Here is a 12,391-nt window from a genome sequence, read left to right on the forward strand (position 1 = left end):
TTTGTAGAAGCCAAGCTGGACGTTTTGTAGGAGCCCACCCCTGTGGGCGATTTCGGGCATACCGCCAACGCATGCCATCGCCCACGGGGTGGGCTCCTACAACAAATGCAATCGCCCGTGGGGGTTTGTAGAAGCCCAGGTGGACGTTTTGTAGGAGCCCACCCCTGTGGGCGATTTCGGGCATACCGCCAACGCATGCCATCGCCCACGGGGTGGACTCCTACAACAAATGCAATCGCCCGTGGTGGTTTGTAAGAGCCCAGGTGGGCGTTTTGTAGGAGAGCCCAGGTGGACGTTTTGTAGGAGCCCACCCCTGTGGGCGATTTCGGGCATACCGCCAACCCATGCCATCGCCCACGGGGTGGGCTCCTACAGCAAATGCAATCGCCTTCGGCTGGGGTGATGTGGCTGTTCGTTTGGTAGAACTTGTGCGCAGATCAAAAAAACGCCTTGGGCTCCAGAGAGCCCAAGGCGTTGAAATTGAAGCTTGGCGGACGCCGTTCAGTTTTTGCGGTGTACGCCCGAAATTTCGACCACGACGCGGCGGTTGGGCTGGTTGCACTGGATTGCAGTTGCGCTGAGTTCCCGACCGCATGTGGTGACCACCGGCTCGCGGGCACCTTTGCTTTGGCCAGTGATGCGGGTGTTTTGCAAGCCGTGGCTGAGCAAGTACGCGCGGACTGTGAGGGCGCGGTCGTTGGCGAGTCGTTCGTTGAGGGCTTCGTTGCCCAATGGGTCGGCGTGACCGACCACGTTGATGCGCTCAACGCTGAGGTATTCCGCTTTGATTTTGCTGATCAAGTTATCCAACGATTGACGACCGGCGGCTGTCATGCTGTTTTTGTCAGATTTACTGAATGCAAACAAGGCATCTGCGGCCAGGTTGATTTGATCTGGCTTGGCTTGCGCTGGCACAGGGGTGACTTGGGGTTCCGATGCACCGTCGACGCATTCTTGGGCGTCAGCCACTCGGCTGAGTGTGTGGATTTGCTGGCGTGTGGTCTGGAGTTCAGCCAGGGCTTCGTTGGCAGCGATGGGCTGAAGTGTGGCGCGGGATGTACCGGGTTCGCGCACACGCAAGAAGGTGGTTTGGCCCGCAGCCAAATTGACGGGGGCTGTGGTGTCCAGGCCGTCTTTAGCGGGATCTCCGACTTTGACCATGCGCACGCCAACAGTGGCTTGTTTGGGCAGCATGCACAGCTGGGCGTAACCACCGGGAATCAGCGAGGCGTGGTATCTGCCGTTGACATAGACGGTTGCAGCGCCGGGTTCTTTTTGGGTGGTGGGACGGTAAAAAATGACACGGGTTTGTTTGGCTGTGACGCGGTCAAATATGGAAAAGCTGTCGCCCAGAGGCTCTTGGATGTTGCTAACGGCACTGGTTTTGGCGGCTTCGGTGTTGTCTGCTGCAAACGCATAGGAGGTAGTGCCGCCCGCACAGGCGCACGCGATGGCCAGAACGACGGATTGCAAAGATCCCAATTTGGCAAACTTCATGTGATAAATCCCATTAAATGTGTTTTTTGATAAAAAATTTTTGATAATTCTCCAAGTATTTGCGATTGAGTAAATACGCCAAATGGCGTACATTTGTCCATTTTCGTAGCCTTATAGGATTTGAATTTTGCATCCAAGGATGCCGCTTAGCGCGGCATGGTCGGTGCCGAATGGCTGCAGTCGTCAGTCCAATGGCGTCACCACCCACCGAGGCAAAGACAAAGCCACGCCTGGGAGGTGTTGTAGGAGCCCACCCTGTGGGCGATTTCAAGTGCACCGCTATGGCATGCCATCGCCCACAGGGGTGGGCTCCTACCAAAGGGCAGACCATGCCTGTGCACACAGTGGTGGGAGCCTACCGAGGCAAAGACAAAGCCATCGCCTGGGAGGTGTTGTAGGAGCCCACCCCGTGGGCGATTTCAAGTGCACCGCTATGGCATGCCATCGCCCACAGGGGTGGGCTCCTACCAAAGGGCAGACCATGCCTATACACACAGTGGTGGGAGCCTACCGAGGCAAAGACAAAGCCATCGCCTGGGAGGTGTTGTAGGAGCCCACCCCGTGGGCGATTTCAAGTGCACCGCTATGGCATGCCATCGCCCACAGGGGTGGGCTCCTACCAAAGGGCAGACCATGCCTATACACACAGTGGTGGGAGCCTACCGAGGCAAAGACAAAGCCATCGCCTGGGAGGTGTTGTAGGAGCCCACCCCGTGGGCGATTTCAAGTGCACCGCTATGGCATGCCATCGCCCACAGGGGTGGGCTCCTACCAAAGGGCAGACCATGCCTGTGCACACAGTGGTGGGCGCCTACCGAGGCAAAGACAAAGCCATCGCCTGGGAGGTGTTGTAGGAGCCCACCCTGTGGGCGATTTCAAGTGCACCGCCATGGCATGCCATCGCCCACAGGGGTGGGCTCCTACCAAAGGGCAGACCATGCCTGTGCACACAGTGGTGGGCGCCTACCGAGGCAAAGACAAAGCCACGCCTGGGAGGTGTTGTAGGAGCCCACCCCGTGGGCGATTTCAAGTGCACCGCCATGGCATGCCATCGCCCACAGGGGTGGGCTCCTACAAAAGAACAGACCATGCCAGTGCACACAGTGGTGGGCTCCTACCAAAGCGCAGACCATGCCTGTGCACACAGTGGTGGGCTCCTACCGAGGCAAAGACAAAGCCACGCCTGGGAGGTGTTGTAGGAGCCCACCCTGTGGGCGATTTCAAGTGCACCGCTATGGCATGCCATCGCCCACAGGGGTGGGCTCCTACCAAAGGGCAGAACATGCCAGTGCACACAGTGGTGGGCACCTACCGAGGCAAAGACAAAGCCATCGCCTGCTTAAAGCCGAGTTGTCAGTTCAGTGTCTTGATCATCTCGATGTGCGCAATGCCTGCCTCTTCAAAAATGGCCCCGTGAGTCTCGAAGCCGGAGCGTTTGTAAAAGCCTTCGGCGCTGCACTGCGCGTGCAGCACGACTTGCGTGTCGCCGCGCTCTCGGGCTGCGTCCATCAGGGCATGCAGCACCCGGCGGCCCAGCACGCTGCCGCGCATCTGCTTTTTGACGGCCATGCGGCCAATGCGGGCCACGCCCGGGGCGTGTTGCAGCAAGCGGCCTGTGGCCAGCACCATGCCCATGCGGTTGATGGCCACGCAGTGCAGCGCGCTCGCATCGTCGTGGTCCCATTCCATGTCGGCCGGGACTTTTTGCTCGTCCACAAATACCTCGGTGCGCAGTGGCGCAGCCAGCTTTTGGAAGTCGTGCCACGAACCCAGGTGCAGTTGCACCATGTCTTCGCCGCGCTCAAAGCCTTCGAGCATCTCGCGCAACTGCGGCGGGATGGGCTGGCTCTTTTTGGCGACCGGGTCGGCGTAAACATAGACCAGCTCGCTGGTGATCAACAGCTCTTCGCCCCGAAAGATCGCGCCCGCAAAGGTCATGGACGAATTGCCGATGCGGTCGCAGCGCATGCACACGTCGAGGTAGTCGTCCATCTCGGCGCTGGCGTGGTACTCGACACTGGCCTTTTTGACGTACAGGTCACCACCCAGCTGGTGCATGGTGTCGGCGTAAGGCATGGCCAGGCGGCGCCAGTAGTCGGTCACAGCGGTGTCGAAGTACATGAGGTAGTGACCGTTGAAGACGATCTTTTGCATGTCCACCTCGACCCAGCGCACGCGCATGCGGTGAGAAAAACGGAAGTCCTGGCGTTTCATCTTGTTCCTTTGGGCTTTTTATCGCAATGGGGTTCAGTGACTTGTGGGAGCGGCGCCCTCGCCGCGATGGTCTTTTGCAAAGGCTGATCGCTGCGAGGGCGCAGCGCCTACAAAAAAGCGTGTTTCAGGGCCCGGCCCGCATCGGCATGGGCCTTGAGGGCATCGGGAATGGCGCGGCCCATGGTGATGAAGCCATGGATCACGCCCCGGTAAATCTCCAGATCGACAGGCACGCCCGCCATGCGCAGCGTGTCGGCGTAACGCACGCCCTCGTCCACCAGCGGGTCGCATTCGGCCAAGCCCATCCAGCACGGGGCCAGGCCGCTGTGGTCTGGTGCATTGCCGGGGGCAAAGCGCCAATCGTCACGGTCTTGGGCATCGATGTAGCCGTCAAAAAACCAGGCGATGGTTTCCTTGTCGAGCATGAAGCCTTCGCCAAAACTGTGGTGCGAGGCGGTGTCCTGCTTGGAGCCGCAGCCTGGGTAAAACAGCATCTGCAAGGCGAGCTCAAGACCCGCATCGCGGGCCATCAAGGCGCACACGGCACTGAGCGTGCCCCCAGCGCTGTCACCCCCCACGGCCAGGCGCGTGCTGTCTAGGCCCAAGGTTTGGCCGTGCTGGTGCAGCCAGTTCAGGGCGTCCCAGGCGTCGTGCACGGCGGTCGGAAAGCGGTGTTCGGGTGCCAGCCGATAGTCCAGTGACACCACGGCGCAGTGGCCCTGGCGGCTGAGTTGGCGGCACAGCACATCGTGCGTGGTCAAACTGCCCACGGTGAAGCCACCGCCGTGGATGTACATCAGCACCGGCAAGGGGGTGTCGCTTTGCGGTGCGTAGAGGCGAGCGGGCATGGCGTGGCCATCGCGTGCTGGGATGGTGATGTCTTGCACACGGTCCACATGGGGCGCAGGTTGAATGTCCAAGATGGGTCCGCCGATGTCGTAAAACTCGCGGGCTTGCTGGGCCGTCAAGGCGTGCATGGGCGGGCGGCCTGCGCGCTGGACGCGGTCAATCAGGGTGCGCGTGGCCGGGTTCAGCAAGGATCGGGGGTTGGTGTGGTGGCTGCTCATGAAGGCTTGTGGGTGGTCAGGCGCGTAGGCATGCGGGTGTAGCCAACGTGACGGGCTTGGCGTTGCGCCGGATGGACAAAGGCGGTTCCTGAATCAAAATGAACGCAAATCGTACAACGCCCCGCACACGGGGTCTGTCACCTGCTCACACACCGGAGAACTTGGCATGTCTTTCATCAATTACGTCACCCAGATCCAGATCGACTTTGGCGCGATCAGTCTGCTCAAGGCCGAGTGCGAGCGCGTGGGCATCACCCGCCCCTTGATCGTGACCGATGCGGGCGTCAAAGCCGTGGGCATTTTGGACAAGGCCCTGGCTGCCCTGCCGGGCCTGCAGGTCAGCGTGTTTGACCAGACCCCCTCCAACCCAACCGAAGCCGCTGTGCGCGCCGCTGCCGCCGTCTACAAGCAAAACAACTGCGACGGCCTGATCGCCTTGGGCGGCGGTTCGTCCATCGACTGCGCCAAAGGCGTGGCCATTGCCGCCACGCACGAAGGCCCACTCAAAACCTACGCCACCATAGAAGGCGGCTCACTCAAGATCAGCGACCGGGTGGCCCCGCTGATCGCCGTGCCCACCACGGCTGGCACGGGCTCCGAAGTGGCCCGTGGTGCGATTTTGATCGTCGACGACGGCCGCAAACTGGGTTTTCACAGCTGGTTCATCGTGCCCAAAGCCGCCATTTGCGACCCCGAACTGACCTTCGGCCTGCCGCCTATGCTGACAGCGGCCACCGGCATGGACGCGATTGCGCACTGCATGGAGACTTTCATGGCTGCGCCCTTCAACCCGCCCGCCGACGGCATTGCGCTGGACGGTTTGGCGCGTGGCTGGGCCAACATTGAACGCGCCACCACCAACGGACAAGACCGCGAAGCGCGTCTGAACATGATGAGTGCCAGCATGCAAGGTGCCATGGCTTTTCAGAAAGGCTTGGGCTGTGTGCACTCGCTCAGCCACAGCCTGGGTGGCGTGAACCCGCGCCTGCACCACGGCACTTTGAACGCCATGTTTTTGCCCGCTGTGGTCACGTTCAACGCCGCTGCCGAATCGGTGCAAAAAGAAAACCGCCTGAACCGCATGGCCCAAGCCATGGGCCTGCAAAGCGGCGGCGACATTCCAGACGCCATCAAGGACATGAACGCCCGTCTGGGCCTGCCCACAGGCTTGGGGGCCATGGGCGTGACCGAAGGTTTGTTCGATCAGGTCATCGCCGGGGCGCTGGCCGACCATTGCCACAAGACCAACCCGCGCATCGCCTCGGCGGGCGAATACCGGGACATGTTGCTCACCAGCCTGTGAGACTTGGCGAAAGCCTTGTTTTTGTAGCGCCCAACCGTGTGGACGATTTTGGTCATAGCGCCAAGGCATGACATCGCCCACGGGGTGGGCTCCTACAAACGCAAATCCATCGCTCCTACTAACGCCCACGGGGATCGGTATTCGCAGGAGCCCACCCTGTGGGCGATTTTGGGCGTAGCGCCAAGGCGTGACATCGCCCACGGGGTGGGCTCCTACAAACGCAAATCCATCGCACCTACAAACGCCCACGGGGATCGGTATTCGTAGGAGCCCACCCTGTGGGCGATTTTGGGCGTAGCGCCAAGGCGTGACATCGCCCACGGGGTGGGCTCCTACAAGGATAAGAAACCATCGCCCACGGGGTGGGCTCCTACAAGGATAAAAACCTTCGCCCACGTGGTGGGCTCCTACAAGGATAAAAACCATCGCCCACGGGGTGGGCTCCTGAAAAGTGAGCGAATGTCAGCCCAGTGTGCGTGCGGGCGCTGGACGGGTTTTCAAACGGGCTTTGGCCCTCTCGCGTGCCTGCGCCTTGGCCAAATGCCCTCGGGCTGCGGCTTCCCAGGCCGAGCGGGCCCAGTGCACCGCCTCGGTGGGCTCGTCAAAAATAGCGTCGGGCGCAGACCAGTAAGACAAAGCCACTTCCCTGCCCTTCATGGGGAAAGTGAAAGGCGTAAGGCACAGGGCTTCAAAGTCGGGGCGGTTGATGTCGTCCGCCTTCAAGTACAGGTGGTTGTTCATGACGATGGCGAACATCAAGCCTTCGTGGTACAGACCATGGCCGCCAAACATGCGGCGGGCCGATACGCTGCCCCACCCGTCCAGCAACTCCTGTACAAAAGGGATGAAGTCACTCATGTTCTGCTTGCGAGCGCTGGCATTCAAGGTGCCTCGTGGTCAGGCATCTTGGCCCCTACATGCAGCTCGCCCCGCGCTTCGGCCAGCTCCACCTGGCGCTGGCGTTCGGCCAGCTTTTCTTTTTGCTCAGGCGTGCGCTGGTCATGACAATAGGCGCAGCTCACGCCCAAAACGTAATGCGGCGACTGCTTGTCTTGCTCGCTCAGCGGCCAACGGCAAGAGCGGCACAGCTCGTGGTGACCCAGCCCCAAACCGTGACCCACGCTCACGCGCTCGTCAAACACAAAGCAGTCACCTTCCCAGGTGCTTTGCTCGGGCGGGATTTCTTCGAGGTACTTGAGGATGCCGCCTTCCAGGTGGTAGACCTGGTCAAAGCCGCGCATTTTCATGAGTGCGGTGGATTTTTCGCAGCGGATGCCGCCCGTGCAGAACATGGCCACTTTGGTCTTTTTGGCGGCTTCGCCTTGCAGGGTTTCTTGCGCGTCCAGCCAGGCGGGCAGCTGCACAAAGGTCTTGATGTTCGGGTTGACCGCGCCCTTGAAGGTGCCAATGGCCACCTCGTAGTCGTTGCGCGTGTCGATCACCACCACATCCGGGTCGGCCAACAAGGCGTTCCAGTCGGCGGGTTTGACGTATTGGCCCACGGTTTTGTTCGGGTCCAGCTCGGGCACGCGCAAGGTCACGATCTCTTTTTTGAGCTTGACCTTCATGCGGGTGAACGGCGGCTTGGGGCTCCAGGACTCTTTGTGCGGCAAGCTGGCCAGGCGCGGGTCGGCTCGCAAAAACGCCAGCACGGCGTGGATGCCGGCCTCGGGTCCGGCAATCGTGCCGTTGATGCCTTCGTGGGCCAAGAGCAAGGTGCCCTTGACCTCGTTGGCTTCGCAACAGGCTTGCAAAGGGGCTTGCAGATCGACGAAGTCGGGCAGATCGACGAATTTGTAGAGGGCGGCGGTGAGGTAAAGGCTGGACTCGGACATGGCGTGATTATCCCAGCCTGTTCACAAAGGTTGAATGCGCTCAACGTCCGGCCGAGCAAGCCAGCGCGCAAACTCGTCCGCCAGCTGCTGACTGGCCCGTGCCGCCGCCGTCCACGCCTTGACGCGCCCCGCCAAATCCCGGTCGTAGGTCATGAAGTCTTTGCGGTCAGGCAGCTTGCCGCCCGGCAAGGTCTTGACCCACTCGGGGTTGGGGGCCAGGACGATGGTGTTGTCCAAAAACGGGGTGGCACCGTGTCGCCACTTGAGTGCTTTGTCGAGCCAGCCGGGCACCACGTTGTGCTGGAAGTGCGGGTACAGCACGATGGACCGGTCCGGCCCCTGTGATGGCGCGGTCCAGTTCAGGTGCAGGTGGTAGTCGGTGATGCCGCCGTCCCAATACGCGCCAGCGGGTGCGCCGGGGATGTCGTGCACGGCTTTCAGGGCAAAGGGAATGGAGCAGCTGGCCTGCAGCGCGGGCATGAAGTTGCCCTCGGTCAAGGCCACTGTTTGGGTGCGAAAGTCTTGTGCGTCAAAAGGCAAGGCTGCGCCCTGCGCAGAAAATACCACCCGCTCCAGCCAACCGCCCAGCGCCCGGCGGCTCACGGCGTTGCTCAGGTAAGCCCCGGCATAGCCCAGCGGCGTGGCCAGAGGGTGCTCGCGGTGCAGGATGTGCCGCCCGCGTGAGGTGACGATGTGCAGGCGATAGCGCGGGTTGTTCACAGCTTGGTCGATGCGGCCGCCGTAAAAGGCTTGAAGGCTTTGGCCAAAGGCCTCGCTCACCTGCTCGGCCGTGACGCGCTTTTGTCCGGGCAGCGGTTCGTAGTGCTGGTGGATGTAGTCGTGCTCCAGCCGCTCGAATGCCGCCACCGGGTCATTCAGGCAGGCCGTGGCCATGCGCCACGCGCCAATCGATGCGCCCACCAGGTCCACGGGCTGCGTGCTTTGGACGAGCCATTCGCCAAAGATGAAGCGGTCGAGTGCACCGAGGATCAGGCCTTTGGGGCCGCCAGCAGCACCCGGAATGACGCCGATGTGTTCGGGCCGCAGGCCGTGTTCACGGATGTGGGCCAGGGCATTGGGGCCGGCGTGGATGTGCAGGGCTTGCATGGTCAGGTTCTCTCATAAGCGCTCATCTGCTTGAGCATTTCAATTGTAGGAGCCCACCCCTGTGGGCGATTTCGGGCATACCTCCAACGCATGCCATCGCCCACGGTAGGCGATTTCGGGTATACCTCCAACGCATGCCATCGCCCACGGGGTGGGCTCCTACAAAGGCAAAACCATCGTCCGTGGCTTGGGCCAGGATGGGGCTTGGTAGGAGCCCACCCCTGTGGGCGATTTCGGGCATACCTCCAACGCATGCCATCGCCCACGGTGGGCGATTTCGGGTATACCTCTAACGCATGCCATCGCCCACGGGGTGGGCTCCTACAAAGAACATAGCCATCGCCCATGGTGTGGGCTGCCACGAGGTCTGTTTTTCACTTTTTCAGAGCTTGCAACTTGGCAAAGGCGCTGGCCATGGCCGAGCCTGCAGCGGCTGGTGGCGAGGTGTAGCCCCCACCCGATCCTGCGCCGCGCTGGCGGTTGCCTGGCCCTGCCCCTTCAAACTTGTTGTCGCGTGGCGCATCGCGCCGGGCAGGCGCGGCGTCGAGCTTCATGGTCAAGCTGATGCGCTTGCGGGCCACGTCGACTTCGAGCACCTTCACTTTGACGATGTCGCCGGTCTTGACCACCTCGCGGGCGTCGGTCACGAACTTGTTGGCCAGCTGGCTCACATGGACCAAGCCGTCCTGGTGCACGCCCAAATCGACAAACGCGCCAAACTGGGCCACGTTGCTCACGGTGCCCTCCAAGGTCATGCCCTCTTTCAGGTCCTTGATGTCTTCCACGCCGTCCGCCAGACGCGCCACTTTGAAGTCGGGGCGTGGGTCACGGCCGGGTTTTTCCAACTCACCCAGGATGTCTTTGATGGTGATCGCGCCAAACTTGTCGTTGGCAAACAGCTCAGGCTTGAGGGTTTTCAAAACGTCCGAGCGGCCCATGATTTCTTGAATGGGCTTGGCGGTCTTGACGATGATTTGCTCGACCACCGGGTAGGTTTCGGGGTGCACGCCCGTCATGTCCAGCGGGTTGTCGCCACCGCGAATGCGCAAAAAGCCCGCGCTTTGCTCAAAGGTCTTGGCCCCCAGGCCGGTCACTTTGAGCAAGTCCTGCCGGGTCTTGAACACGCCATTGGCATCGCGCCAGCGCACGACCGACTTGGCCACGCTGGCCGACAAACCTGACACACGGGTCAACAAAGGAACGCTGGCGGTGTTCAGGTCCACGCCCACCGAGTTCACGCAGTCTTCGACCACCGCATCCAGCGTCTTGGCCAGCTCGCTTTGGTTCACGTCGTGCTGGTACTGGCCCACGCCAATCGCTTTGGGGTCGATCTTGACCAGTTCAGACAACGGGTCTTGCAGGCGGCGGGCAATCGAGGCCGCGCCGCGCAGGCTCACGTCCACGTCGGGCATCTCTTGGCTGGCAAATTCGCTGGCCGAGTACACCGAAGCGCCTGCCTCGCTGACCACCACCTTCTGGATCTCGACACCGTCCCGAAGCCGGGCCAGTTGCTTGATCAGGTCACCAGCCAGCTTGTCGGTTTCGCGGCTGGCGGTGCCGTTGCCAATGGCGATCAGGTTGACGTTGTGCTTTTCACAGAGCTTGGCCAGGGTGAACAGCGAGCCTTCCCAGTCCTTGCGGGGCTCGTGCGGGTAAACGGTGGAGGTGTCCACCAGCTTGCCGGTGGCATCGACCACGGCCACTTTCACGCCGGTGCGGATGCCCGGGTCCAGGCCCATGACCACGCGGGGGCCTGCGGGTGCCGCCAGCAGCAGGTCGCGCAGGTTGTCGCTGAACACCTTGATGGCGACTTTTTCGGCCTCTTCGCGCAGGCGGGCGAACAGGTCGCGCTCGGTGGACAGGCTCAATTTCACGCGCCAGGTCCAGGCCACACATTTGCGGATCAGGTCGTCCGAGGGGCGGGCCGCATGGCTCCAGCCCAGGTGCATGGCGATCTTGCCTTCGGCGATGCTGGGTTTGCCAGGCTCGGGCTCCACGGGCAGCACCAGCTTGGCGTCCAGCATTTCCAGTGCACGGCCACGGAACACGGCCAAAGCGCGGTGGCTGGGCACACGGCCAATCGGCTCGTCGTAGTCAAAGTAATCGCGGAACTTGGACACGTCGGCGTTGTTCTCGTCCTTGCCGTCCGCCAGCTTGCTTTTGAACAGGCCTTCGTGCCACAGCCATTCGCGCAGCGCTTGCACCAGTGAGGCGTCTTCGGCCCAGCGCTCGCTCAGCAAATCGCGCACGCCGTCCAGCACGGCAGCAGTCGTTGTGAAGTCGGCCCCTTCAATCGCGCCTGCGGCCAGCACAAAGGCTTGCGCCTGGGCGTGCGGATCGAGCGTCGGGTCGGCAAACAGCTTGTCGGCCAGCGGCTCCAGCCCGGCTTCGCGGGCAATCATGCCCTTGGTGCGGCGCTTGGGCTTGTAGGGCAAATACAGGTCTTCCAGCTCTTGCTTGGTGGGCGCGGCGTCGATGGCGGCCAGCAATTCGGGCGTCATCTTGCCCTGCTCGGTGATGCTTTTGATCACGGCGGCGCGGCGGTCTTCCAGCTCGCGCAGATAGCCCAGTCGGGCTTCGAGTTCGCGCAGCTGGATGTCGTCCAGCCCGCCGGTCACTTCTTTGCGGTAACGGGCGATGAAGGGGACGGTGGCACCGCCGTCGAGCAGCTCCACAGCGGTTTTGACCTGCTCAGGGCGGATACGGATTTCTGCGGCCAGTTGGGCCAGGATTTTCTGCATGCGGAATTCGTGAATGTAAGACGAAGCGGGCGAGTTTGCCACAGTGGCTTGGCCGCCCTCGGGCATCGTTTTTTGAAATTACGATCTGGATGTTTTTGATATTTATGAGTATCAAATAATTAAATTCGCCACTTTATGGCTAATTTATTGAAGTTTTCACATCAAAGGCATTGACTGAACTAAATTATAAATTTACATTAATTGTAAATAATGACAACTCAAGTCGCAAAAAAACAGCCAAGCGGCGTAAAACCATGAAAAACATCAATTTAACCGCACTCGTTCGATGCCTGGGGGCGGGCTTTGTGGTGGCTGCACTGTCGGCCTGCAACGCCTTGCCCATGGAGGAATACACACAATTCCAGCCCCTGCCCACCCACAAGCGCGTGATGAACCAGGTCAAGATCGGCTGGGAAGTGCGTGACGATGTGGCCGACTACTGCGCCAAAGCCAAAGGCATGGGCAAGGAGGCGGCCTTCTTGACACCGCCGCTGGCCTGCGCAGTCTGGAACACGCCCGCCAAGGAATGCACAGTGGTCACCGGTAAAACGACCACCCACACGGCCTTGGGGCACGAAATTCGCCATTGCTTTGAGGGTCACTTTCACTGACCCTGTGCACAAACCC

The 12,391-nt window shown here is 61.2% G+C and carries 9 protein-coding genes; 2 read left to right on the plus strand and 7 right to left on the minus strand.

Annotated elements, in window-relative coordinates; translation table 11 throughout:
* Positions 1-501 precede the first annotated feature (501 nt).
* The 3 genes from B9Z52_RS01145 to B9Z52_RS01155 all read right to left on the minus strand — a co-directional run bounded on the left by B9Z52_RS01145 (position 502) and on the right by B9Z52_RS01155 (position 4,778).
* Complete coding sequence (locus tag B9Z52_RS01145) at positions 502-1,497, minus strand: OmpA family protein (protein WP_158270490.1); 996 nt, start codon at positions 1,495-1,497, stop codon at positions 502-504.
* A 1,353-nt stretch (positions 1,498-2,850) separates the two neighbouring features.
* Entirely contained in the window at positions 2,851-3,711 is an 861-nt protein-coding gene (locus B9Z52_RS01150; RefSeq protein WP_108412029.1) for a YbgC/FadM family acyl-CoA thioesterase, read from the minus strand.
* Between the two features lie 107 nt (positions 3,712-3,818).
* Positions 3,819-4,778 carry an alpha/beta hydrolase gene (locus B9Z52_RS01155; protein WP_108412030.1) on the minus strand — a complete coding sequence of 320 codons (960 nt, stop codon included), beginning with the start codon at positions 4,776-4,778 and terminating at the stop codon, positions 3,819-3,821.
* A 166-nt stretch (positions 4,779-4,944) separates the two neighbouring features.
* On the opposite strand from B9Z52_RS01155, the gene B9Z52_RS01160 reads away from it, so the two are divergent.
* Complete coding sequence (locus B9Z52_RS01160; RefSeq protein ID WP_108412031.1) at positions 4,945-6,081, plus strand: iron-containing alcohol dehydrogenase; 1,137 nt, start codon at positions 4,945-4,947, stop codon at positions 6,079-6,081.
* Positions 6,082-6,543: 462 nt separating this feature from the next.
* On the opposite strand, the gene B9Z52_RS01165 is transcribed toward B9Z52_RS01160, so the two are convergent.
* The 4 genes from B9Z52_RS01165 to B9Z52_RS01180 form a co-directional block, all read right to left on the minus strand.
* The gene (locus B9Z52_RS01165; RefSeq protein WP_108412032.1) at positions 6,544-6,939 is read right to left on the minus strand and encodes a TfoX/Sxy family protein; all 396 of its coding nucleotides are present in this window, start codon (positions 6,937-6,939) and stop codon (positions 6,544-6,546) included.
* A gap of 23 nt (positions 6,940-6,962) precedes the next feature.
* Positions 6,963-7,916 carry a rhodanese-related sulfurtransferase gene (locus B9Z52_RS01170; RefSeq protein ID WP_108412033.1) on the minus strand — a complete coding sequence of 318 codons (954 nt, stop codon included), beginning with the start codon at positions 7,914-7,916 and terminating at the stop codon, positions 6,963-6,965.
* Between the two features lie 21 nt (positions 7,917-7,937).
* Complete coding sequence (locus B9Z52_RS01175) at positions 7,938-9,023, minus strand: patatin-like phospholipase family protein (protein ID WP_108412034.1); 1,086 nt, start codon at positions 9,021-9,023, stop codon at positions 7,938-7,940.
* 374 nt (positions 9,024-9,397) lie between these two features.
* Positions 9,398-11,764, minus strand: coding sequence for a Tex family protein (locus B9Z52_RS01180; RefSeq protein ID WP_108412330.1), 2,367 nt, complete (start codon positions 11,762-11,764; stop codon positions 9,398-9,400).
* A 254-nt stretch (positions 11,765-12,018) separates the two neighbouring features.
* Here B9Z52_RS01180 and B9Z52_RS01185 point away from each other — a divergent pair, with 254 nt between their 5' ends.
* A complete protein-coding gene (locus B9Z52_RS01185) occupies positions 12,019-12,375 on the plus strand; it encodes a hypothetical protein (RefSeq protein ID WP_146182756.1) in 357 nt (118 codons plus the stop codon).
* The last annotated feature ends 16 nt before the right edge of the window (positions 12,376-12,391 follow it).

The sequence above is a fragment of the Limnohabitans sp. Jir72 genome, assembly GCF_003063575.1.
In the GTDB taxonomy this organism is placed as follows: domain Bacteria; phylum Pseudomonadota; class Gammaproteobacteria; order Burkholderiales; family Burkholderiaceae_C; genus Limnohabitans_A.

Excerpts from the sequence above, each read along its gene's own strand:
- B9Z52_RS01155 (WP_108412030.1), bottom strand. The coding sequence starts at position 4,778 with ATGAGCAGCCACCACACCAACCCCCGATCCTTGCTGAACCCGGCCACG.
- B9Z52_RS01170 (WP_108412033.1), bottom strand. The coding sequence starts at position 7,916 with ATGTCCGAGTCCAGCCTTTACCTCACCGCCGCCCTCTACAAATTCGTC.
- B9Z52_RS01175 (WP_108412034.1), bottom strand. The coding sequence starts at position 9,023 with ATGCAAGCCCTGCACATCCACGCCGGCCCCAATGCCCTGGCCCACATC.
- B9Z52_RS01185 (WP_146182756.1), top strand. The coding sequence starts at position 12,019 with ATGAAAAACATCAATTTAACCGCACTCGTTCGATGCCTGGGGGCGGGC.
- B9Z52_RS01145 (WP_158270490.1), bottom strand. The coding sequence starts at position 1,497 with ATGAAGTTTGCCAAATTGGGATCTTTGCAATCCGTCGTTCTGGCCATC.
- B9Z52_RS01180 (WP_108412330.1), bottom strand. The coding sequence starts at position 11,764 with ATGCAGAAAATCCTGGCCCAACTGGCCGCAGAAATCCGTATCCGCCCT.
- B9Z52_RS01165 (WP_108412032.1), bottom strand. The coding sequence starts at position 6,939 with ATGAGTGACTTCATCCCTTTTGTACAGGAGTTGCTGGACGGGTGGGGC.
- B9Z52_RS01150 (WP_108412029.1), bottom strand. The coding sequence starts at position 3,711 with ATGAAACGCCAGGACTTCCGTTTTTCTCACCGCATGCGCGTGCGCTGG.
- B9Z52_RS01160 (WP_108412031.1), top strand. The coding sequence starts at position 4,945 with ATGTCTTTCATCAATTACGTCACCCAGATCCAGATCGACTTTGGCGCG.